The organism is Pseudonocardia ammonioxydans, from assembly GCF_900115005.1.
Lineage (GTDB): Bacteria > Actinomycetota > Actinomycetes > Mycobacteriales > Pseudonocardiaceae > Pseudonocardia > Pseudonocardia ammonioxydans.
In genome coordinates, this window is sequence record NZ_FOUY01000007.1 from 92,579 (window position 1) to 113,446 (window position 20,868).

The 20,868-nt window shown below is 75.1% G+C and carries 19 protein-coding genes and 1 tRNA gene; 6 read left to right on the forward strand and 14 right to left on the reverse strand.

The window, feature by feature from the left end; all coding sequences use genetic code 11:
• The first annotated feature begins 308 nt into the window (after positions 1-308).
• Positions 309-884: a hypothetical protein gene (locus BM093_RS09315; protein WP_093340363.1), complete on the forward strand. Its 576-nt coding sequence runs from the start codon at positions 309-311 to the stop codon at positions 882-884.
• Positions 885-1,007: 123 nt separating this feature from the next.
• Here the strand turns inward: BM093_RS09315 and BM093_RS09320 are convergent, their stop codons facing one another.
• The 5 genes from BM093_RS09320 to BM093_RS09340 form a co-directional block, all read right to left on the reverse strand.
• The gene (locus BM093_RS09320) at positions 1,008-1,340 is read right to left on the reverse strand and encodes a WhiB family transcriptional regulator (protein ID WP_218162716.1); all 333 of its coding nucleotides are present in this window, start codon (positions 1,338-1,340) and stop codon (positions 1,008-1,010) included.
• Positions 1,341-1,595: 255 nt separating this feature from the next.
• Entirely contained in the window at positions 1,596-2,051 is a 456-nt protein-coding gene (locus BM093_RS09325; RefSeq protein ID WP_093340367.1) for an anti-sigma factor antagonist, read from the reverse strand.
• A 73-nt stretch (positions 2,052-2,124) separates the two neighbouring features.
• Positions 2,125-4,104 (reverse strand): selenocysteine-specific translation elongation factor, encoded by a 1,980-nt coding sequence (selB, locus tag BM093_RS09330; RefSeq protein ID WP_093340369.1) that lies wholly within the window; start codon positions 4,102-4,104, stop codon positions 2,125-2,127.
• 3 nt (positions 4,105-4,107) lie between these two features.
• Complete coding sequence (selA, locus tag BM093_RS09335; RefSeq protein WP_093340371.1) at positions 4,108-5,442, reverse strand: L-seryl-tRNA(Sec) selenium transferase; 1,335 nt, start codon at positions 5,440-5,442, stop codon at positions 4,108-4,110.
• A gap of 16 nt (positions 5,443-5,458) precedes the next feature.
• A complete protein-coding gene (locus BM093_RS09340; protein WP_143105317.1) occupies positions 5,459-6,601 on the reverse strand; it encodes a hypothetical protein in 1,143 nt (380 codons plus the stop codon).
• 417 nt (positions 6,602-7,018) lie between these two features.
• On the opposite strand from BM093_RS09340, the gene selD reads away from it, so the two are divergent.
• Both selD and cds1 read left to right on the forward strand, forming a co-directional pair.
• Positions 7,019-8,062, forward strand: a complete 1,044-nt coding sequence (selD, locus tag BM093_RS09345) for a selenide, water dikinase SelD (protein WP_093340376.1) — start codon at positions 7,019-7,021, stop codon at positions 8,060-8,062.
• Between the two features lie 21 nt (positions 8,063-8,083).
• Positions 8,084-9,184, forward strand: coding sequence for an L-cysteine desulfhydrase Cds1 (gene cds1, locus BM093_RS09350; RefSeq protein WP_093340379.1), 1,101 nt, complete (start codon positions 8,084-8,086; stop codon positions 9,182-9,184).
• 5 nt (positions 9,185-9,189) lie between these two features.
• On the opposite strand, the gene BM093_RS09355 is transcribed toward cds1, so the two are convergent.
• The 3 genes from BM093_RS09355 to BM093_RS09365 all read right to left on the reverse strand — a co-directional run bounded on the left by BM093_RS09355 (position 9,190) and on the right by BM093_RS09365 (position 11,019).
• Entirely contained in the window at positions 9,190-10,506 is a 1,317-nt protein-coding gene (locus BM093_RS09355; protein WP_093340382.1) for an amidase, read from the reverse strand.
• A 19-nt stretch (positions 10,507-10,525) separates the two neighbouring features.
• Positions 10,526-10,618 (reverse strand) — tRNA-Sec (locus BM093_RS09360).
• A gap of 8 nt (positions 10,619-10,626) precedes the next feature.
• The gene (locus BM093_RS09365) at positions 10,627-11,019 is read right to left on the reverse strand and encodes an STAS domain-containing protein (RefSeq protein WP_245773411.1); all 393 of its coding nucleotides are present in this window, start codon (positions 11,017-11,019) and stop codon (positions 10,627-10,629) included.
• Positions 11,020-11,249: 230 nt separating this feature from the next.
• Between BM093_RS09365 and BM093_RS09370 the strand changes: the two genes are divergently transcribed.
• The gene (locus BM093_RS09370) at positions 11,250-11,714 is read left to right on the forward strand and encodes an acyl-CoA thioesterase (protein WP_093340384.1); all 465 of its coding nucleotides are present in this window, start codon (positions 11,250-11,252) and stop codon (positions 11,712-11,714) included.
• A 73-nt stretch (positions 11,715-11,787) separates the two neighbouring features.
• Here BM093_RS09370 and BM093_RS09375 read toward each other — a convergent pair whose 3' ends face one another.
• Complete coding sequence (locus tag BM093_RS09375) at positions 11,788-13,200, reverse strand: glycosyltransferase family 2 protein (RefSeq protein ID WP_093340386.1); 1,413 nt, start codon at positions 13,198-13,200, stop codon at positions 11,788-11,790.
• A 503-nt stretch (positions 13,201-13,703) separates the two neighbouring features.
• Here BM093_RS09375 and BM093_RS09385 point away from each other — a divergent pair.
• Positions 13,704-14,993 (forward strand): competence/damage-inducible protein A, encoded by a 1,290-nt coding sequence (locus BM093_RS09385; RefSeq protein WP_093340392.1) that lies wholly within the window; start codon positions 13,704-13,706, stop codon positions 14,991-14,993.
• A gap of 76 nt (positions 14,994-15,069) precedes the next feature.
• Here BM093_RS09385 and BM093_RS09390 read toward each other — a convergent pair whose 3' ends face one another.
• The 5 genes from BM093_RS09390 to sodN form a co-directional block, all read right to left on the reverse strand.
• Positions 15,070-15,669 carry a superoxide dismutase gene (locus BM093_RS09390; protein ID WP_093340394.1) on the reverse strand — a complete coding sequence of 200 codons (600 nt, stop codon included), beginning with the start codon at positions 15,667-15,669 and terminating at the stop codon, positions 15,070-15,072.
• A gap of 269 nt (positions 15,670-15,938) precedes the next feature.
• A complete protein-coding gene (locus BM093_RS09395; RefSeq protein ID WP_218162717.1) occupies positions 15,939-16,499 on the reverse strand; it encodes a DUF1697 domain-containing protein in 561 nt (186 codons plus the stop codon).
• A gap of 186 nt (positions 16,500-16,685) precedes the next feature.
• Positions 16,686-19,097 carry an HNH endonuclease signature motif containing protein gene (locus BM093_RS09400; protein WP_093340399.1) on the reverse strand — a complete coding sequence of 804 codons (2,412 nt, stop codon included), beginning with the start codon at positions 19,095-19,097 and terminating at the stop codon, positions 16,686-16,688.
• 207 nt (positions 19,098-19,304) lie between these two features.
• Positions 19,305-19,868 (reverse strand): dihydrofolate reductase family protein, encoded by a 564-nt coding sequence (locus BM093_RS09405; RefSeq protein ID WP_093340401.1) that lies wholly within the window; start codon positions 19,866-19,868, stop codon positions 19,305-19,307.
• A 173-nt stretch (positions 19,869-20,041) separates the two neighbouring features.
• On the reverse strand, positions 20,042-20,449 hold the full coding sequence (gene sodN, locus BM093_RS09410; RefSeq protein ID WP_093340403.1) for a superoxide dismutase, Ni: 408 nt from the start codon (positions 20,447-20,449) through the stop codon (positions 20,042-20,044).
• Between the two features lie 107 nt (positions 20,450-20,556).
• Here sodN and BM093_RS09415 point away from each other — a divergent pair, with 107 nt between their 5' ends.
• On the forward strand, positions 20,557-20,865 hold the full coding sequence (locus BM093_RS09415; protein WP_281248698.1) for a S24/S26 family peptidase: 309 nt from the start codon (positions 20,557-20,559) through the stop codon (positions 20,863-20,865).
• Positions 20,866-20,868 lie beyond the last annotated feature (3 nt).

Sequence of the window (20,868 nt, forward strand, 5' to 3'; positions counted from 1 at the left end):
CCGGCCGCTGCGCCGCGGTCGGCCGGACACGTCCGAACTCCCCGGCAACCGGCCGGACCGGCAGGCCGACCGCCGGGCGGGCACCCGCCACCGTTCGACCGCCGGACCGTTCACCGCGACCGGCGGGCGTCGGGACGGCGCTGCGGCGCCGTGCCGCGGGCCCCGGTCGCCGGATCCGCGGGTTCACCGTCCGCTCGCGGCGCGACCGGCTCCACTCGTCCGTACGGGTGGCGATTTCGCGCGCGGCGGTACCCCCGGACGGGTCTACTCTCCGCGAGGAGCTGTCAGGTGCGGGACTCGGAAGGCGCGTGATCGTCGTGGGGCAGGACGTGGCCCGGCCGCGCAGGCTGGTGGCCGTGGCGCTCACCGAGTCCGAGTCCGTCCAGGCCGGGGGAGCCCTGGCCGAACTGTCCGGCAGTACGGGGGAGACCGACCTGCTCGTCGTGCGCAACGACCCGGCGGGGCCGCTGCGGATGGTGGAGCCGGCCGACGCGGAGGACTACCCGGGTGAGGACGCGTCGCAGGATCCCGACGACTCGCCGATGACGATGCCGGTCACCCGGGTCCCGTCGATCCCGGTGCGGCTGCACCGGCTCGGGCTGCGCTGGACGGTGCGCGACGCCGACGAGCCGGACCTGGTGGCGGCGCTGTCCGAACTGGTCGGGTTCGACCCGGACGACGACACCTACTGTGCTGCCCCGGCGCTCACCGGCGCCGTGGCCGATCCCGAGATCGAGGTCGTCCGGCGCGCGGTCCAGCGGGTGGCCCGGGTGTACGGGCTGCCGGTGCTGCCCTACCGCTGCCCGGGCGCCGACGGGGTCGCGCGGGTGACCCCGCCGATGAGGGTGCGCGGCCCCCTGGGCGGGGAGGCCTCGGCGGTCTGAGGCCCGGCGGTCGGGGGCCGAAGCACGGCACTGAGGCCCGGCGGTCGGGGGCCGAAGCACGGCACTGAGGCCCGGCGGTCGAGGGCCGAAGCAGGTCTGTGAGGCCCGGCGGCCGGGACGGCCTCAGCCTGCGGCGGCGACCAGGCCGTGGGACTGCGCGGCCACGGCGGGCCGGCCGGTGTCGCGGCGCTCGAGGATGGCGCGCCGCTCGGACTCGCCGAGCCCGCCCCAGACGCCGAACGGTTCCCGGCTGGCCAGCGCGAACCGGCGGCACTGCTGGATCACGGGACACGTGCGGCAGACCTGCTTGGCCCGCTCGGTGCGGCGGGACCGGGAGGGGTTGCGCTCACCGTCCGGGTGGAAGAACACGGCGCTGTCCATACCCCGACAGGCGCCCAGACGCTGCCACTCCCACTCGTCGTCCATCGGGCCCGGAAGCCGGGAAACGTCGCTCACGTGCTCACCTCGTCGATCGGGGCCCGGACGGTCCGGGGGAGTTGCGTCTGCCCGATCGGTTCCCGAGCGCCACCGCGACCAAACCTGTCCGGCCCGCCGACCGCCGCCGTGTCGGGTGCGACCGGTGCCGCCGCGACGGTGCGCGGCGCCGGACGCGGGAGCATCGTCGCTGCTCACGGCCGGATCCACCGGTCCCGGCGGGCCGGGCCGGGCACCACGCTACAGTCGACTGTGACGTGCATCACAGACGGGTGATCAGGACTGCAGGGCGGTCTCGACGTCGTCGTGGATGTCGAACAGGTGGTGCAACCCGGCGATGCCGAGCGGCCGGAGCACACGCAGCTCGGTGCAGGCGATCCGCAGCTCGACGCCCGACCGGTGCGCCTGCTCGCGGATCTCGATGAGCGCGGCCAGGCCGCTGGTACCGAGGAACCGCACGCCGTCGAGGTCCAGCACGACCAGTGTCACCGCCGGGATGCGCGCGAGCACGTCCCGACGCAGCTCCGGCGCGGTCAGCATGTCCAGCTCGCCACCGACGGTGAGCACCTCGACACCCTCGGACGGGGTGGCGACGTCCAGGTGCAACCCCTCCACCGCCTCGCTGCCCGTGGCGTCCCCGGTGGCACCGGCCTCCGCCGCCGACGGGGTGCGGGTCGCCCCGCCGGGACGGCTCTCCGCGGCGCCGGGGCCGGGATGGCGGGAGTCGGTCATTGCCCTGACGGTAGGCACCGTCACCGGTGCCCGCCACTCGGAGCGACGGCCGACCCCCGGCCGGAGTAGATCTTCAGCGCAACCGGTGGTTTCCCGCGGGGGTCCGCACCGTCCGCCCGGTGCGCCCGAGGAGTTCCAGCAGCGGCACGGCGACCCGGCGGCTGGTCCCGAGCGCCTGCCGGGCGGCGCTGAGGGTGAACTCCCCGTCGGGACCCTCAGGAGCAGGCCCCTCAGGAGCGGGGCCCTCAGGAACAGGACCCGCAGGAGCAGGGCCCTCGGCAGCGAGGCCCTGCAGGACGTCGACGGCCCGGTCCGGGGCGTCGGGCAGCAGCACGACCTCGGGCGTCAGCCGGAGCAGCTCCCCGGCCCGCTCCAGAGCGGCCAGCTCCCGGGGCCCGAGCCCCAGCTCGGCCAGCCGGTCGGCGTCGGGGGCGGCGAACGGCGCCTGCTCGAGGTCCGCGCGCAGCCGGGCGGCCGCGGCGAGGACGTGCTCGGGTGGTCCGGTCGCGGTGGCCGCGAGTACCCGGCCGTCCCGGACGACGAGTGCCGTGCCCCGGGCACCGTCGCTCCCGGAGCCGGAGCCGGAGCCGGAGCCGGAGCCGGAGCCGCCAGCGTCTGCTCCTGCGGTGAGCACCGCCTCCACCAGCGCGGCGTCCGGGAGGCCGGCGGCCCGCCGGGCGGCCGCGAGCGGCAGCCCCGGGTCGAGGGGGTCGGCGTCGTCGTGCGCCGCGACCGCCCGCTCCAGTGCGGCGACCGCCGCGGCTGCGGTGTCCGGGTGCACCAGCACACCGGCCGCCCCCGGTACCTCCTGCCGCAGCGCATCCACCTCGGCCGCGGGAACGCCCCACCGGACCAGGTCGGCGGCCCGCACGGTGCCCCGGCGGGCCAGCTCGGCCGTGGCGTCCGGGACACCGGTCGCGCCGGTCAGGACCCGCGCGCGTGCCCGGGCCGCGCCCCGGCGGCGCAGCTGTGGCGGGGCCGGGTCCAGCACGGTCACCCCGGCCACCACGCGCCGGGCGCCCGGATCGCGCAGCACGGCCCGATCCCCGATGCGCAGCGGCAGCGGATGCTGCGGGCGGAGCCGGACCACGTCGTCGCCGAGCGGGCGTACCCGGACCGGGACGGCGGCCGAGCCGACGTGCAGGGTCAGGCCGACCGGGGAGTCGATCTCCGGCGGTGGCCCGCCGATCCCGTGCAGCCGGACGTCGGCCTCGGTGGTGTCCGGCCAGGCGCCGGGTGCGAGCAGGGCGTGACCGCGCTCGACCTGTTCGCGGGGGACCCCGCGCAGGTTGAGCGCCACCCGGGCCACCGCCTCCGCGCGGTCGACCGGTGCCCCCAGCTCCTGCACCCCGCGCACGGTGACCGGGACGCGACCTCCGGCGCCCTGCAGCTCCAGCTCGTCACCGGTCCGCACGGTGCCGCTGCGCAGCGTCCCGGTGACCACGGTGCCGGCGCCGCGGACGGTGAACGCCCGGTCCACCCACAGCCGGGCGGCGCCGTCCCGGTCGGCCGGGGGGAGGTCGGCGACCAGCTCGCTCAGCGCGTCACGCAACGTGTCGATCCCGGCCCCGGTGTGCGCGGACACCGCCACCACGGGCCACCCGTCCAGCCCGCGCTCGGCCAGCGCCGAGCGGGCGTCGTCGCAGGCGAGCTCCGGGTCGAACAGGTCGGTCCGGGTGATGACGAGCAGGCCGCGGGTGATGCCGGCGGCGGCGAGCGCATCGGCGTGCTCGGCGGACTGCGGCATCCAGCCCTCGTCGGCGGCGACGACGAACAGCGCGGCCGGTACCGGTCCGGCACCGGCGAGCATGGTGCTGACGAACCGTTCGTGCCCGGGGACGTCGACGAACGCCACCGTCGGTGGTGGTTCGACCGACCCACCGGCGGGCCGGCTGCTGGACGCCGCCGGCAGCGTGGTCCAGGCGAAGCCGAGGTCGATCGTCATCCCGCGGCGCCGTTCCTCGGCGTACCGGTCGGGTTCCATCCCGGTGAGCGCGCGGACCAGCGTCGACTTGCCGTGGTCGACGTGTCCGGCGGTGCAGAGCACGTGCACGGCTCACCCCACCCGTACCGCGCGTACCGCGCCGAGCAGGACGCTGTCGGCGGACGGCGGTACGGCGCGCAGGTCGAGCAGGCAGCGATCACCGGCGACCCGGCCGAGCACCGGTGGGTCCCCGGCGCGCAGGGCCTCGGCGTATCGGGCGGGCAGTGCGACCGCCGCGCTGGGCAGCTCCACCCCGGGCGCCCCACCGCCCCCGACGCCGGCGACGGTGTCGGCGGCGCTCGCCGGCACCCCGTCGGCGGCCAGCGCCGCAGCCAGCGCGTCGGCCCGGGGGCGCAGCGTGGCCGGGTCGGTGTCGAGGAACTCCCGCACCGGGGTGGGCGGGCCGGCGACCGAGGCCTCCAGCGCGGCGAGGGTCAGCTTGTCCACCCGCATCGCGCGGGCCAGCGGGAACCGCCGGACCTGCTCGACCAGCCGGGTGCCGCGCTCGCCGCCGCCGAGCAGCAGCCCGGCCTGCGGGCCGCCGAGGAGCTTGTCGCCGGACGCGGTGACCAGGTCGGCCCCGCCCGCCAGCGCGCCCGCGGCGTCCGGCTCGGCGGGCAGCAGCGGGTGCGGGGTGAGCAGCCCGGAACCGATGTCGGCGACGACCGGCGGGCCGAGCCCCGCCAGCTCACGCAGGTCCACGTCGGACACGAACCCGCTCACCACGAAGTTCGACGGGTGCACGACCAGCACGAACGCCGTGTCGGGGCCGATCGCGCCGGCGTAGTCGGACAGGTGGGTGCGGTTGGTGGTGCCGACCGGGCGCAGCCGGGCCCCGGTCGACTCGATCAGCTCGGGGATCCGGAAGCCGTCACCGATCTCGACGAGCTGCCCGCGGGAGATCACGATCTCCCGGCCGGGCCCGGCCAGCGCCGCGCAGACCAGCGCGAGCGCGGCCGCACCGTTGTTGGCGATCCAGGCGGCCCCGGCGCCCGGGACCGCGTCGCGCAGGGCCGCGACCGCCCCGGCCCCACGGGTGCCGCGCCGGCCGGTCGTCAGGTCCAGCTCGACGTCGCAGGTCCCCGCGGCCGCGCCGATCGCGGCGACCGCGGCATCGGACAGCGGTGCCCGGCCGAGGTTGGTGTGCAGCAGCACCCCGCTGGCGTTGAGCACGGGCCGGATGCCGGTGGCGGTCGCCGGGAGCGCGGCGAGCGCGTCGGCGGCGACGTCCGAGGGCGCGATCACGCCGTCCCGGGCCCGTTGCTGGGCCGCGGTGACGGCGCGCTTGACGCGGTCCCGGCCGAGACGTCCGGCGGCGGCGGTCAGTTCCGGCTCGGCCAGGACGGCGTCGGTGCGCGGGACGCGGCGACGCGGGTCCGCCGCGTGGTGCGGGCGCGCGGTGGTCATCCGCGCACGGTAGCGCTCACTCCTCGCCGGTGTGTCCACTCGTCCGGACGGGCTCGGCGCCGGTCCGGGCGTCGGCGTCCGGGGTCGCGACCTCGGACGGCCCGTCCTCGGCAGCACCGCCCCCGGCTCCACCGCCCCCGGCGCCACTGTCTCCGGCTCGGCTGCCTCCGGCTCCTATGCCCCCGGTCCCGCTACCCCCGGCTCCGCTGTCGGCCGGTCCGCCGGTACCGGCCCCGCCGTCCGCGGCCCGCTGCTCGGGCAGAGACACCGCGGGCAGGTCGCCGGTGTCGGGGCCGGCACCGGACGGCTCCTCGGCGGCGGGCACCGGGTCGTCCGGAGCAGGCGGCGCGGGCTGCGGCCGCGCAGCGACGGCGGGCAGCGGGCCCGTGTCCCCCACGAGACCGTCCGCCACCCGGCCGGCCTCCCCACCCTCGCCGGTGAGGGGGGCCGGTCGGTCGAGCCGGTGCAGCTCCGCACCGAGCAGCGCGTGCAACCGGGCGACCTCGTCGCGCACGCTGCTGCGCAGCCCGGAGACGTGCGCGTGCATCGACGCGGCGGTGTCCGCGACGAGCTCGCCGTCGCGGCGGGCGGCGACACCGGCGGCGTTGAGCCGGTCGACCTCGGCGGCCGCGTCCGCGGTGACCCGCTGGGCCCGGGTCTGCGCCTCCGCGGTGATCCGGGAGGCCTGTGAGCGGGCCTCGGTAGTGATCCACTCCGCGTCGGCGCGGGCCTGCTCGCGCAGCTCCTCGGCCTCGCGCTCGGCGGTGCGGCGGCGTTGCGCGGCGTCGTGGTCGGCCATCCGCAGGACCTTGTCCGCGCGCATCCCGAACGTCTCGGCCGGTTGGGCCCGCGCGTCCTCCAGGGCCGCGGCGAGCGCGTCGGCCCGCTGGACGGCCTCGTCGCGCGCCGCCTCGGCCTGCTCGCGTGCCCGTTCGGTGTTGGCGAGCCGGGTCAGCAGCTCCTCGACGATGGTGGTGTCGATGGAGCTGGTGTCGACGACCCTGCTGTCGGCCCGGGGGGTGTCGGCGGCCGGGCCTCCCCGGAAGCCGTCGTGCGGCACCGAGGGCGTCCGCCGCGGGAGGCCCGCCGCGGTCGTGCCGGCCGCGCGGGTCGTCTCGTCGTCGCGCACGTCCTCGACCTCGTCATCCCGGGAATCCACGTCCCGGCCACCCACGTCTGAAGAATCCCCGCCGGGGGCGGCCACGTCTCGGCCACCCCTGTCTCCGGGTCCGACGCCTCCGAAGACGTCTGAGGGGCCGACGTCTCCGGCCCCGTCGTCCTCGGGCTCACCGTGCTCGGCCACCTCGTCGACCGTCCCCCTGTCCGGCTCCCTCGTGGAGCGTCCCCGGCCGACCAGGCCGGCCCATCGTCCTGCACCGTCTCGCGGGCGTCGCCCGTCCGGCACGTCGGTCACGCCGTCCTCACGGTCGGTCAGTCTCGGTGCCCGGCCCGGCCCGCGCAGCCCCCGTTCGGCGGACGGCTGCGGCTCCGCGACCGGCGGTGTGCAGCCGAGCGTGATCGTCGGTGACCGCGGGTAGGGTCGGACGTGGTCGTCGTCACCACGGGAGGGGATCGCATGTCCGACACCGGCTCCACCGGCACCGTCCGGCGGCTCACCGAGTTCAGCCACGGCGCCGGGTGCGGCTGCAAGCTCGGGCCCGGTCAGCTGGCGGAGGTCCTCGCGGGCGTCACCCCACCGGCGCACCCGGACCTGCTCGTGGGGACCGACACCGGTGACGACGCGGCCGTCTGGCGGCTCTCCGCGGACCGCGCGCTGGTCGCCACCACCGACTTCTTCACCCCGATCGTGGACGACGCGCGCACCTGGGGCGCGATCGCGGCGACCAACGCGGTGTCCGACGTGTACGCGATGGGCGGCACCCCGCTGTTCGCGCTGAACCTGGTGTGCTGGCCGTCGAACGATCTCGGGCCGGAGGTGCTCGCCGAGGTCCTGGAGGGTGGCGCCGGGGTCGGGCGGGCGTGCGGCTTCGCCGTCGTCGGCGGGCACACGATCGACGACCCGGAGCCCAAGTACGGCCTGGCGGTCGTCGGTGAGGTGCACCCCGACCGGGTGCTGACCAACGCGGGCCTGCGCCCCGGGGATGCGCTGGTGCTGACCAAGCCGCTCGGCATCGGCGTGATCTCGACCGCGGTCAAGCGGGGTGTCCCGGCCGCGGTCGACGCCGCGGTGGCGGCGATGACCACCCCGAACGCGGACGCGGCGGCGGCCGCCCGGGACGCCGGCGCCACCGGTTGCACCGACGTGACCGGCTACGGCCTGCTCGGGCACCTGACGAAGATGACGGTGGCGTCCGGTGTGGACGCCACGGTGGACGTCGCGTCGGTGCCGCTGCTGGAGGGGGTGCGCGACCTGGTCGCGGCCGGCGTCGTGCCCGGCGGGACGCAGCGCAACCGGCAGTGGATCGACGACCGGGTGACGCGCGCGGCGGCCTCCGAGGAGGACCTGCTGCTCCTCTCGGACGCCCAGACCTCCGGCGGTCTGCTGTTCGGTGCGGCGCCGCAGTCCGCCGCGGACGCCGTCGGGTGGCTGCGCGGGCGCGGGCACGAGGCCGCCGTGATCGGGTTCGTCACCGAGGGGACGGGCACGGTGCACGTGTAGGTCCGGCCTAGGGTCGGTCGGGTGGAGCCCGTCGACCGCAGCTGTGCCCGTACCCGATCCTGGACCGACGAGGCGATGCGCCGGGTCCAGGCCGACGCGAACCGCTCCGCGGACACCCACCTGCACGTCCTCGACCTGCCCGCGGAGTGGGGGGTGCACGTCTACCTCAAGGACGAGTCCGTGCACCCCACCGGCAGCCTCAAGCACCGGCTGGCGCGGTCGTTGTTCCTGTACGGGCTGGCCTCCGGCTGGATCCGCGAGGGGACGACGGTCGTCGAGGCCAGTTCCGGGTCCACCGCGGTGTCCGAGGCCTACTTCGCGCGGCTGCTGGGCCTGCCGTTCGTCGCGGTGATGCCCCGGTCGACGAGCCCGGAGAAGGTCGCGCTGATCGAGCGGGAGGGCGGCCGCTGCCACTTCGTGGAGCACGGGCCGGACGTCTACGACGAGGCCGAGCGGCTCGCCGCCGAGTCCGGGGGTCACTACCTGGACCAGTTCACCTACGCCGAGCGGGCGACCGACTGGCGGGGCAACAACAACATCGCCGAGTCGATCCTCGACCAGCTCGCCGAGGAGCCGCACCCGGTGCCGGAGTGGATCGTCGTGGGGGCCGGGACCGGCGGCACGTCCGCGACGATCGGCCGCTACCTGCGCTACCGGCGGCTGTCCACCCGGCTGGCCGTGGTCGACCCGGAGAACTCGGCGTTCCTGCCCGGCTGGGCCACGGGCGCCCCGGACTACGCGACGGGGATGCCGTCGCGGATCGAGGGGATCGGCCGGCCGCGGATGGAGCCGAGCTTCGTGTCCTCGGTGATCGACCGGATGTTCCCGGTGCCGGACGCGGCGAGCATCGCCGCGGCCCGGCACCTGCGGGACCGCACCGGCCGCTGGGCGGGCGGCTCGACCGGCACCAACCTGTGGGCGGTCTACCAGCTGGTCGCCGAGATGCTGCGGACCGGGCGCACCGGCAGCGTCGTCACGCTGATCTGCGACGGCGGTGAGCGCTACCGGCACAGCTACTACGACGACGGCTGGGTCGCCGAGCAGGGCATGGACCTGGCCCCGTACACCGCGACGCTGGAGACGTTCAGCCGAACCGGTCGCTGGGAGCCACCGCAGGTGTGACGCCCTCAGGGCGCGGCGAGCAGCGCGGCGGTGGCCAGCAGCCGCCGCTCGGAGCCGGGCCGCCCGACCAGCTGGACGCAGCCGCGCCCGCCGTGCCCCACCGGCGTCACCAGTGACGGCAGGCCCGCGAGGTTCCAGACGGACAGCCCGGTCGTGCCCGCGCCGGCCGGTCCGGCGGTGACCGGCAACAGCCCGGCCTCGGTGCCGGCCTCGTCCAGCCAGCCGACGAGGCGTTGCCGCCAGGAGGCCGGGGTGGCCGGGCGGAGCCCGCCGAGCCGGCGGACCCGGCGCCCGCGGCGCAGGGCGTTGCGGGCGGCGCGGGGGAGCTCGTCCGGGTCGAGATCGAGGTCCTCGACCCGGCGGGCGAGACCGACCTGGCGCCGGCGCGCGCCGTGCACCCGCAGCACCGCGCTGTAGGGCGGGTCCACGGCGAGCAGGCGGGTACCGGTGGCGTCGAGCACCCGGATGGCGGTGTGGACGGCGGCCGCGGCGGCCGGGTCGGCGAGCCGGGTGCGTCCGGTGCGCAGCGAGCAGGCGAGCGAGCCGACGGGATCGGCGCCGGCGGCGGGACCGGGGGCCGCGCTCCCGTTCCCGGGGCCCGGGCTGCGGTCGACGTGGCCGGCGCCGGGGAGGACGCCCTGCGGGACCGCGGTGCCGGCGAGCCCGCCCCCGGCCGTGGCGGGTCCCCGGCGGGCGGCGACGGCCAGCACCTCGAACGCCGCGAGCACCTCCTGCGGGGTCCCGGCGACGACGGTCGTCTCGGCCAGGCCGGACCACCGTCGCTCGGCGGCGGCGGGCAGCGGGAGCACCCGTCGTCCCGGCTTCAGCGCGGTCAGCCCGTGCGCGGCCGCGGCGGCCCGCAGCGCACCGTCGCCGTCGACGCCGACGGCCAGCGGCACCGCACCGGACGCGACCACGGCGGCCGTGGCCCGGCCACCGGGGGAGCCGTCGGTACCGATGCCGAACTCGGCGGTGCGGGCACGGCCGGCGAGCAGCGCACCGGCGGCGCGCAGCCGCCGGACCGGCTCGTCACCGCGTCCGGCGACCGAGATGCCGTCCTCGACCACGACCGGCACGCCCGCGAGCGGCAGCGCGAACCGGTCGGTGCGCCGGTCCAGCGCCGCGGCGGCGGCCCGGACGGCGTCGGGATCGACCGACAGCAGCGGGCCGGCGCCATCGGCACGCGTCAGGAGCGCGTCGGTGACACCGGCCGCGGTGCTGCGGCCCGCACGGACCGCACCGGCGATGTCCGGCACGGTCCACGGGGTGGCGGCCGGGCGCTCGGGCCCGGCGGAAGCGGCGGTCTCGGGGAGCGTGCTCATCGTCGGGGAAACAGGTCGGCGGAGGCGGACGGGAATCGAACCCGCCTGGCCGAGATACTCGGCCACGTCGGTGTTGAAGACCGCGGGGGCCACCAGGCGCCCATACGCCTCCAGGTCTCGTCAGGCCGTCCGGAGCGCCTCCGGAACTCCGTCGGCCACATCGAACAGGGACAGGAGGTTGGTCGCCTCCAGGGCGCGGGTCACCGCGTGCGAGCCGCACACGAGCCGCAGGCGGCCGTCGGCCCCCTCGGTCTTCTCCTTGGCCTCGACGAGCGCCGCCAGGCCGGCCGAACCCAGGAACGTCACCTGGGACAGGTCGACCACGAGCAGGCTCGCGGATGGGATCTGCATCGCCAGGCGCTCGCTGAGCACCGGCGCGGTCATCGTGTCGATCTCGCCGTGCACGTGGACGACGACGGCGCCGTCCCCGTGCTCGACCACCTCGAAGCGGACGACCTCGCCGACGTCGGGGCTCTGCTCGTCCCCCACCCCGGTGGGCGTCTCACTGCTCATGTGCCTCGTGCTCCCTCGACAATCGTCGGCGGTGGCTCGGCCACTGAAGGACCTCACCGTGAGTGACAACCGGCCGCCGCTTCTTGACGTACCGCTCATGCTGTCCCGGCCCCAGCCTAGTCAGGAGGACCTCCCACCCTACGACCACGGTCGTGCGCGGCACAAACATCGTTCCGGGTGTGGCGGGCAGGGCCGGTCGCGGGCCCGGACGGGATGACAGGCTGGCGTCCATGAACGCCGCCCAGCCCGCACGGTACGTGGTCCGGATCGCCGTCCGCAGTTACGAGATGGACGTGAACGGGCACGTCAACCATGCCGTGTACCACCAGTACGCCGAGCACGCCCGGATGGAGCACATCCGGGCCACTGGGCTGACCCAGCACGCGCTCGCCGAGCACGGACTCACGGTCGTGCTGCTCTCGACCACGGTCCATTTCCGGGCCGAGCTCCGGCACGGCGAGGAGATCGACGTCGACTCCGAGATCGCCTTCAGCGACCGGAAGCCGTTCACGATGCGTCACCGGATCGTCCGGGTGGCCGACGGCGACGGTGCCCCCGCGAACCATCTCGCGGCGGAGGCGGAGTGCACGATGGGAGTGCTCGACACCACGACCCGCCGGTTGGTTGCCGACCCGTTCGGCCGGTTGGCCGCCGCGGCCACGACACCGGAGCTGCTGGGCGCCGGCCCGTCCTGACGGCCGGGGAACACGCCGAGACGGCAGCGGGTCACGCCGGGACGGCAGCGGATCACGCCGGGACGGCGGGCGATCAGGCCGGGACGGCCGGGTCGCTGTCCGCGCGGCGGTGCCGTTCCGCCGGCCGGGTCGTGCCGGGGCAGGCCGCGCCCGGCTCGTACCGGGTAGCCGACGTTCCCGGCCCCTGCTGCGGCGCCCGGACCGCGCCGAGCGGGCCGGGCCCGTCCGGGACCGGGCCCCGGTGGTTCGGCACGACGGAGGGCAGCGCTCGTCCGATCAGCGGCGGCACCGCACCCCCGGCGCGGCGGACGGCGCGGCGCGAACGCAGGTACGCGCGGGGACCGACGAGCAGACCCCGGGTCCGCGTCTGGTCGGAGTCGCTCGGCATCGCGTCCCCGGCACCGGCCTCGCGGTCGGCGATGTGGCGCAGCCGGGCGAGTGCTGCGGGCAACCGGCGCAGCGCCACCGCGCGGCCCTGCGGCGAGAGCGCGACCTTGGCCAGGAAGCTCCCCAGGCCGACGGCGTAGCCCTCCAGCTGGCGGCGCAGCGCCTCCTGGTCGGGGCGGTGGTGGTGCCACAGGTAGGCGCCGGGCGCGTACCCGAGCACGTGCCCGGCCAGGATCATCCGGACCAGGAACTCGCAGTCCTCGCCGCCGTGGGTGGGGGTCCCCGGCCCCATGGCCTCGTCGAACCCGCCGACCGACCGCGCGGCCGCGGCCCGCACGGCGAGGTTGGCGCCGATGCCGAACAGCCCGGGGGCGAACGGGAAGATCGGCGAGTCGTCGGGCGGCTGCTCCATCGAGAACCGCCGGGCGGTGAAGCCCTTGTTCCAGGCCAGGGCGACGTCGGCCGCGCGCTCCTCGGGCGACCCGAGCCGGGCGGCGAGCACCGGGCCGGACACGCAGGCGAGTTCCGGGTCGGCCGTGAAGGCACCGCACAGCCGCGAGGCCCACGCCGGGTCGACCTCGGTGTCGTCGTCGGTGAAGGCGACGAGGTCGGTCCGTGCCTCGGCGAGGCCCCGGTTGCGGCCGACGGAGGCGCCACGGCGCGGTTCGCGGACGTAGCGGACCCGCGGCGAGCCGGTGGCTGCGACGACGTTCTGGGTGCGTTCGTCCTCCGGGTCGTTGTCGACGACCACGACCGACAGCGCCGGGTGGTCGGACGCGAGCACGGCCCGCAGGCAGCGGGCGAGCGACTCGGGCCGGTTGCGGGTCGCGATCACCACGGTGACCGGGTCGGTCGCGACCGGGGCCGGTGCCACCCGCTCGGGCGAGCCGAGCGCGATGAGCGCGGCCTCCAGGTCGGCGATGGTGGCGCGCCCGCTCCGCAGCGGGACGGTCACCTGGCCCTGCGGGGTGCCCCCGACCGTCACCAGCAGGCGGGCGGCGTGGAACCCGGGGCCGACCCGCAGGTCGCGCAGCGGTGCGAGCCGGTCCAGCTCACCCACCCACGTCGCGGCGTCGGCGGTCGCAGACATCCCTGACATACCGCACAGTCTCGTGCACGAGGCCTGAGACCACACTGAGAGTGCCGAACGGGGCCCGGATGACGACGCTGAGTCAGCATCGGCGATCGGTTCACCGGTTCCGGTTCCGACGGTCGCCGTCGTCGCAGGTCCCGGGCTCGGGGCCGGAGGTTCCGGCCGGCCGGTCCCCGGTCACCCGGCGCGTCCGAGACCACGACGAGCGTCGCGGATCCGGCGGGGACACGCCGGAGGCCGGGTGCTCGTCGGCGTGTCCGGTGGATCCGACCGCCACGATCGGGTGAACGCATTCCCGTCGGCCGTCCGGCCCGGGAGTGAACTGCGACGACGATGATCGGTTCGGACACGATCGGGTGGATCTGTCCGTCCGGTTCCGACCGGTCCGGGGTGTCCTGCCCGGATCGGGTGCCCGCCGGGTCGCGGGTCCGTCGCCGCCCGATCGGTACCCGGGCCCCGCTCGGGAACCGGAACGGTGCGTGACCGTCCGGCGCGGGTAGGTTCGGATCATGAGTGAGCGTCCCACCGCGTCCGTGCTGGTCACCGGCAGCGAGCTGCTGACCGGCCACGTCGCCGATGCGAACGGCCCGTTCGTGGCACGCGCGCTCGGCGATCTCGGCTTCGCGGTACGCCGGGTGATCCTGGTCGGGGACCGGCCCGACGACCTGAGGTCCGCGCTGGACCACGTCTCCGGCGAGGACCTCGTCGTGACCAGCGGTGGGCTCGGCCCGACCGCCGACGACCTGACCGCGGAGATCGTCGCCGAGTACTGCGCCGCACCGATGGCCGTCGACCCTGCGCTGCGCGACCGGATCCACGCCAAGGTCGCCGGCTGGGCGAAACGGGCGGGCTGGGCCGGCCCGGCCCTCGACGCCGCCACCGCCAAGCAGGCCCGGGTGCCGCACGGGGCCGAGGTACTGGAGCCGGTCGGGACCGCGCCCGGGCTGGTGGTCAGCCGGGGCGGCGGGCCGGTCGTCGTCGTCCTGCCGGGGCCGCCGCGCGAGCTCACCGGGATGTGGCCCGCGGTCGTCGCCGCCGGACCGGTCGCGACGCTGCTCGAGCGCGCGCCGCGCGCCGAGGCGATCCGGTTGCGTTTCGCCGGGATCCCCGAGTCCGACATCGCCGCGACCCTGCGCGAGATCGGGGCCGACCTCGACCTGGCCCGCGTCGAGATCATCACCTGCCTGCGGCGCTCCGAGCTGGAGGCCGACCTGCACCCGTTGCCCGGGGCGGAGGGGATCGCCCGGGAGGCCGCCGACCGGATCGTGGCGGCGCACCGGCGCAAGCTGATCAGCGACGACGGCAGCACCACCGACGAGCTCCTGGCCGCTGCGTTGCTGGAACGGGGCTGGACCGTCGCGACCGGGGAGTCCTGCACCGGAGGGCTGCTGGCCGGTCGGCTGGTCGACCGGGCCGGTTCGTCGGCCTACGTGGCCGGGGGAGTGGTCGCCTACTCCAACGAGGCCAAGACCGCGCAGCTCGACGTGCCGGCGGACCTGATCGCCGAGCACGGTGCGGTCTCCCCGGAGGTCGCCCGGGCGCTCGCCGACGGTGCCCGCGCACGGTTCGGGACGGACGTCGGGGTCGGGATCACCGGCGTCGCCGGGCCGGACGGCGGGACGGAGGCCAAGCCGGTCGGGTACGTCTGCTTCTGCGTCACCACCGCCGACGGTCAGGTGATCAGCCGCGACCCACAGTTCCCGGGCGGGCGCACCGACGTCCGCGAGCGGTCGGTGGACCTGGCGATGCACCTGCTGCTGCGGGCGACCGGGCGCACCGGCCCCGGCGCGCACCGGTAGCGACGCGCTCGCCCCGCCCGGGACTCCGGACGGGGCGAGGCGCAGGTACGGGCTCGGCCGGTGCCGAGGCTCCGGATCAGCCGCGGGCGGCTGCGAAGCGCTCGGCCGCGTCGGCCCAGTTCACGACGTTCCACCAGGCCTTGACGTAGTCGGGCTTCACGTTCTTGTACTGCAGGTAGAACGCGTGCTCCCACATGTCGAGCATGACGATCGGCGTCTGCCCGGCCGGGAGCTGCGACTGCTGGTCGTAGAGCTGGTGCACCAGCAGCCGCTGCCCGAGCGTGTCCCAGGACAGGATCGCCCAGCCGGAACCCTGGATCGTGGTCGCGGCCGCGGTGAAGTGCGCCTGGAAGGCGTCGAACGAGCCGAAGTGCTCGTCGAGGGCCGAGGCGAGGTCACCGGTGGGCTTGTCGCCGCCGTCCGGGGACAGGTTCTTCCAGAAGATCGAGTGGTTGACGTGGCCGCCCAGGTTGAAGGCCAGGGTCTTCTCCAGGCCGACGATCGCGCCGAAGTCGTTCTTGTCGCGGGCCTCGGCGAGCTTGTCGAGCGCGCCGTTGAGGCCGGTCACGTAGGTGTTGTGGTGCTTGGAGTGGTGCAGCTCCATGATCTCCGGCGCGATGTGCGGGGCGAGCGCGCCGTAGTCGTACGGAAGATCCGGGAGCGTGTACTCGGCCATCGGTTGTCTCCGACCTCCTCGGTCACGGGGGCGTGGCGGGATGCCACGCGGGTTCACTTGCCACTATGTAGCAACAGCCCAGTACCCGCGATCCCCGACGCGCACGCGTGGACGAATGGATTCGCCAGGAGTAGTCTTCTGCAAGTCACTTGCAGGAGTGCGGGTGGCGCGGTGCAGGTGATCGTTCTGGCAGCTCGACACCCGCCGTCGACGGCGCCGCCCGGGGACTCCCGGCCGCGGCGCCGTCGGAGTTCCGGGCCCGAGTGGTCTCAGGACCCGAGCAGTTCGGCGAGCTTGCCGACCGTGGCCCAGTTGCGGGCGGTGCCGCCGCCGTCGGCTGCCCGGGACCGGCTCGTCAGCCGGGCGGCGAGGGTGCTGCGGCCGAGCCCGTCGGGCAGGTGCAGGTACACGACCCGGCCGATGACGGCGGCGTCCCCCTGCCCGCCGGCCGCGCGCTCGGCGGCGAGGGCGGTGTCCAGCCCGGTCAGCTCGGCCTCGGTCGGGGCCGCGGCGCGGAAGATCGCGTGGAGCTGCTTCGGCTCGGTGACCTGCGGGAACGGGTTGGCGGCCAGTGCGGCGAGGTACTCGTCGCGGGTGAACGTCACGACCGGCCGCGGCACGGCGAAGTCGTCGCGCAGGATCTCCTCGATCGTCGTCGCGACGGCGGCCGGGTCGGCGACGCTGCTGGTCAGTACGACGTTGCCCGACTGGATGTAGGTCGCGACCTCGGTGAAGCCGCGTTCGGTGAGCAGTCGTCGGAGGTCGGCCATCGGGACCTTCCCCGACCCGCCGACATTGATCCCGCGCAGGAGCGCGACGTGGGTACGCACGGTGTCATCCTTCCGCTGTATCGGTGCTCGGGGAACGGGACGAGCACCGTGATGACCGGGTGCCGTCATCGGCCGCCTCCGCCCGGGGGTCGCGTCCGCCCGGCGATCACGGGGCGACGCGACCGCGGATCGCCGCCGACGGAGTCGCCGGCCCGTGAGGGGCTGTCGAGGATCTCGGACATCGGGTCAGAACGGAGCCGGATCGTCGCGGTCGGCATCGCGCGCCCCACCGTCCGGGCCGGCGACGGCCGGTCTGTCGCTGCCGGCCGGGGGAGTCCGTGGTGGGGTGCCGCCCGGTGTGGTGTGACGCCGGGGCGTGGGACCGGCCGGCTCGATGCCGTCCGTCGAGGTGTCGTTCTGGGCCGGTGGGCCGCGTTCGTGTCGACGTAGGTCGGGTTGTTCGTCGTCGGCGTAGACGGGACCGGGTGCGGGCGCGTCGAAGGCAGGGTCGTCCTTGCGGGGGACTGGTGTGATCGGTGGCGGCAGGATCGGTTCGGGGTCGACCCGGTACTGGCGTTTGAGGGGGCTGGTCCAGATGAAGTGGCCGGGTTCGGGTTGGTCGAGGCGCCAGTTGCCCTTCGACTTGAGCGTGTGGTCGTGCCGGCACAGCGGCCCGAGGTCGGCCCGGACGGTCGGCCCGCCGTGATGGTGATCGATCGTGTGGTCTTGGTCGCAGCGTCGGGCTGCGGTGCGACACCCGGGGCCGAGGCAGGTGCGATCGCGGACCTCGGTGTGGCGGCGCAGTGCCGCATGGGGGAACCGCGCACTCGGTTGATTGTCGAGTCCGGCGTCGGGATCGTCCTGTTCGGTGTGCTGCCGGTACTGGTCGGCGATGTCGGTGATCACCGTCGCCCAGGCGTCGTGTTCGGCAGCGTCCGCGGCCAGTCCCGTGAGCTGGGTGGCGGGGATGTGGAGTTCGACGATCCCGCCGGGTGGCCCGTTGCGGTTTCGCGGGACGGGGCGGTGTCGGGTGATGCCTTCGGCGAGCAGGTGGCCGTGGTCGTCGACCACGACCCAGCGCCATTGGGCGCGGTGCTGGCGGGCGACGAGGCGTCTCGCGGCGCTGGCGGGGATGGGTCCCCAGCCGGGGAGTTCGCCGGCGCGGTTGTCGAGGCCGAGCAGGGTGCTGAGGGGGATGCGGATCTCGGTCCCGACACTGGCGCTCGTCCGGGGTTCGGTGTGGTCGTTGCTGCGGCGTTGTGTCGGCACGGTCGGGGATGGGTCGGGGCCGGCGTCGGGGGGTGCGGGTGTGCCGCCGCCGTTCGGGCTGTTGGGCCGGGGATCTCCAGGGCCGGGGTCGGGGTCGTTCGGGCCGGGGTCGCTCGGTCCCTGGTCGTCGGTGTCAGGATCGTCCGAGTCCGAGTCCGAGTCCGAGTCCGAGTCCGAGTCCGAGGCACCCGAGCCGTGGTCGGTGTCGGGATCGCTCGAGCCGGGTGCGCCGGAGGTGTCGGGTGCGCCGGAGGTGGTGTCGCCGTGCTCTGAGCCGTTGCTCGGTGTGGGTCCATCAGTTCCGGGGCCGCCGGGTGCAGGGCCGTCGGGAGTAGGGCTGCCGGGTGCAGGGTCCTCGGGTGCGGGCGTATCGGACACGGGAGCACCAACACCCGGATCGTCAGCGATGGGGTCATCGGAGCCGGCTCCACCGGTATCGGCGGTCGGCCTGCCGGAGATCCGGTTACCGGGGCTCGCGCTGCCGGAGGCCGGGTTGCCGGACGCCGGGCGGCCCGCAGCCGGGGTGCCGGCGGCAGGCTTGTCGACCTCGCTACCGGTGGGGTTGTCGGCGTGCCCGGCGAAGCGGGCCATCAGCGCGCGCAGGATCCCGGCCCGGTCCAATCCGTGCAGTGTCCCGTCGAGCAGGCCGAGGACGAGATCGGCACGGATCTGGTCGATCGTGCCCGGATGCCCGTCACGCCGCGCGGCTTTGGCCAGGGCGTCGAGGCGCTCCCACGCCGCGGCCGCCTCCTCGGCGGGCAGTCCTTCGGCGGAGATGACGGCGGTGCCGGTCTCGGTCAGGTACGCCACGACCAGGCGGTCCCGGATGGCTTTGCGGTAGCGGCGCTCGTAGTAGGCGGGGTCGAGTTCGAGGATCAGCCGTTTGATCCGTTCCCCGATCTGGCCGGTGGTCAGCTTCGGTGCGTGTGGCAGGACCGCCTCGCAGATCGCGGTGCGCTGGGCTTCCGGGAGGTCGGCGAGGTGCTGGGCGAACACCCGGGCCTTGGTGCGGTCGATCCGCCCCTGACACAGGGAGGCCTGCACCTGCGGAAGGTCACTGACAAGCGTGACGGCGAGGCTCATCTCGTACTCGGCGGCACGGCGGTTCCAGGCCAGCGCGAAGCGGATCTCATCCGAGCCGTACTGGTCGGGCAGGGCACCGCGGCGGATCTCCAGGGGCCCGGCGAACGGGCGGCGGTGCACGACCTCGGAGATGGCGGCGAACATGTGGGCCTGGTGGTGGGCCAGCTGCCGGTGGTGGGCGAGCATGACCTCGTCGATGTCGTCGTTGCACACCTTCGTCAGGTCGATCGAGGCGAGGACGGTGGCCAGGTCGGGGCCGGGTGGCATGGTCGCCAGCCCGTCCGGTATCGCCTGCCCCAGCTGCATGGTTCGAACATACGCTCGACCACCGACAGTTTCGGCGCCCTGACCGGTCAGGGGAAACCGAGAGACACGTCAATGCACCTGTCGGGCGTGAAATCACCCGTTCGGCGGCAGGGGTCGGTCCAGGTGTGCAGCTTCGCCGCCGACCAGCGGCAACGAAGCGGGAGTCCGGTCCGGCGTCCGAGCAGAAGATCGACCGCGGACCGGTGGTCAGCGCCTGGTCTCGTACCTGGCCAGCACCACGCCGTCGGGGAACGTCCGGGTCTCCACCAGGTTCAGGTTCACCCAGCTGTCCAGGGCGGTGAAGAACGGCGTACCACCGCCCACCAGGACCGGGTGGGTGACGACCGTGTACTCGTCGACCAGCCCGGCCCGCACGGCCGCCGCGGCGAGGGTGGCCCCGCAGACGTCCATGGGACCGCCGTCCTCGGCCTTGAGCCGGGTGATCTCGGTGACCGCGTCACCGGTGACCAGACGGGTGTTCCAGTCGACCGGCCGGGCCGTCGAGGAGAACACCACCTTCGGCATGTTCCGCCAGCGGCGGGCGTACTCGACGTGCCCCGGCGTGACGCCGGGCTGCTGGTCGGCGGTCGGCCAGTGGGAGCTCATCGCCTCCCACAGCCTGCGTCCGTACAGCGCCAGGCCCGTCGCCGCTACCCGGTCGGACCACCACTGGAACAGCTCGTCGCTCGGCACGCTCCAGCCGAGATCGTCGCCGGGCGCAGTGATGTAGCCGTCCAGGCTCACGTTCATGCCATAGGTCAGTGTCCGCACGGCGTCGGCCTCCTGCGAGTCGGTCCTCGGCGTGGAGACCGGCCCGGCGCGGGAAAGTCATCGGTCGGGCCACGCGGAGGGTGAGCGGCGGCGGAAAGCGGCCCGGCGACGAGAAACGGCGCCGACCGACGGGAACACGTTCCCACCGGTCGGCGCCGCCCTGGAGCCTGTGATCAGGCAGCCTGCTTGGTCTCCCAGAAGATCTTGTCGATCTGGGCGATGTAGTCCAGCAGCTCCTGGCCGGTCTTGGGGTCGTTCGACCCCTTCGTGCCGGTGGCACCGGCGGCCTTGGTGGCCTTGTTGAACAGCTCGTGCAGCTCCGGGTACTTCTCGAAGTGCGGCGGCTTGAAGTAGTCGGTCCACAGCACCCAGAGGTGGTGCTTGACCAGGTCGGAGCGCTGCTCCTTGATCTCGATGGCGCGGGCCCGGAAGTCCGCGTCGTCGTTGCCCTGGTACTTCTCCTGGATGGCCTTGACCGACTCGGCCTCGATCCGGGCCTGGGCCGGGTCGTAGACGCCGCAGGGGAGGTCGCAGTGTGCGGTGGCCTCCAGCCGCGGGCGGAGAATGCGGGACAGCCGCATGAAATCCTCCCTGGTGGGTGATCGTTCTGGCGACGACGACCCTACCCCTGTGACCGGGGCGCAGCAGGGGGCACGTTGAGGAGATCCACTCTGGAGGGAGGCGCGACGTGCGCTGGCGGAGGGTGACCGTGCGGGGCCCGTCGATGTCCCCCGCGCTCGCCGACGGCGACGTCGTGCTGGTCCGGTTCGACGCGCCGGTGCGGCCCGGTGACGTCGTGCTGGTCACCTGGGACGCGCGGCCCGGTCAGCTGTCGGTGAAGCGGGCGGTGCGTCCGGACGACGACGGCTGGCACGTCCGCGGCGACAACCCGTTCGGCTCGACCGACTCGGCCACGCTGGGACCGGCCCGGGTGCGGGCGGTGGCCCGGCTGCGGCTGTGGCCGCGACCCGGCCGGATCCCGCCCGGCCGCCGCTGACCG

Bases quoted from the DNA above. Each gene is read 5' to 3' on its own strand.
- BM093_RS09325 (WP_093340367.1), bottom strand. From the start codon at position 2,051: ATGACCGACTCCCGCCATCCCGGCCCCGGCGCCGCGGAGAGCCGTCCC.
- selA (WP_093340371.1), bottom strand. From the start codon at position 5,442: ATGACCACCGCGCGCCCGCACCACGCGGCGGACCCGCGTCGCCGCGTC.
- selD (WP_093340376.1), top strand. From the start codon at position 7,019: ATGTCCGACACCGGCTCCACCGGCACCGTCCGGCGGCTCACCGAGTTC.
- BM093_RS09355 (WP_093340382.1), bottom strand. From the start codon at position 10,506: ATGAGCACGCTCCCCGAGACCGCCGCTTCCGCCGGGCCCGAGCGCCCG.
- BM093_RS09365 (WP_245773411.1), bottom strand. From the start codon at position 11,019: ATGAGCAGTGAGACGCCCACCGGGGTGGGGGACGAGCAGAGCCCCGAC.
- BM093_RS09370 (WP_093340384.1), top strand. From the start codon at position 11,250: ATGAACGCCGCCCAGCCCGCACGGTACGTGGTCCGGATCGCCGTCCGC.
- BM093_RS09375 (WP_093340386.1), bottom strand. From the start codon at position 13,200: ATGTCAGGGATGTCTGCGACCGCCGACGCCGCGACGTGGGTGGGTGAG.
- BM093_RS09385 (WP_093340392.1), top strand. From the start codon at position 13,704: ATGAGTGAGCGTCCCACCGCGTCCGTGCTGGTCACCGGCAGCGAGCTG.
- BM093_RS09390 (WP_093340394.1), bottom strand. From the start codon at position 15,669: ATGGCCGAGTACACGCTCCCGGATCTTCCGTACGACTACGGCGCGCTC.
- BM093_RS09400 (WP_093340399.1), bottom strand. From the start codon at position 19,097: ATGCAGCTGGGGCAGGCGATACCGGACGGGCTGGCGACCATGCCACCC.
- sodN (WP_093340403.1), bottom strand. From the start codon at position 20,449: ATGCGGCTGTCCCGCATTCTCCGCCCGCGGCTGGAGGCCACCGCACAC.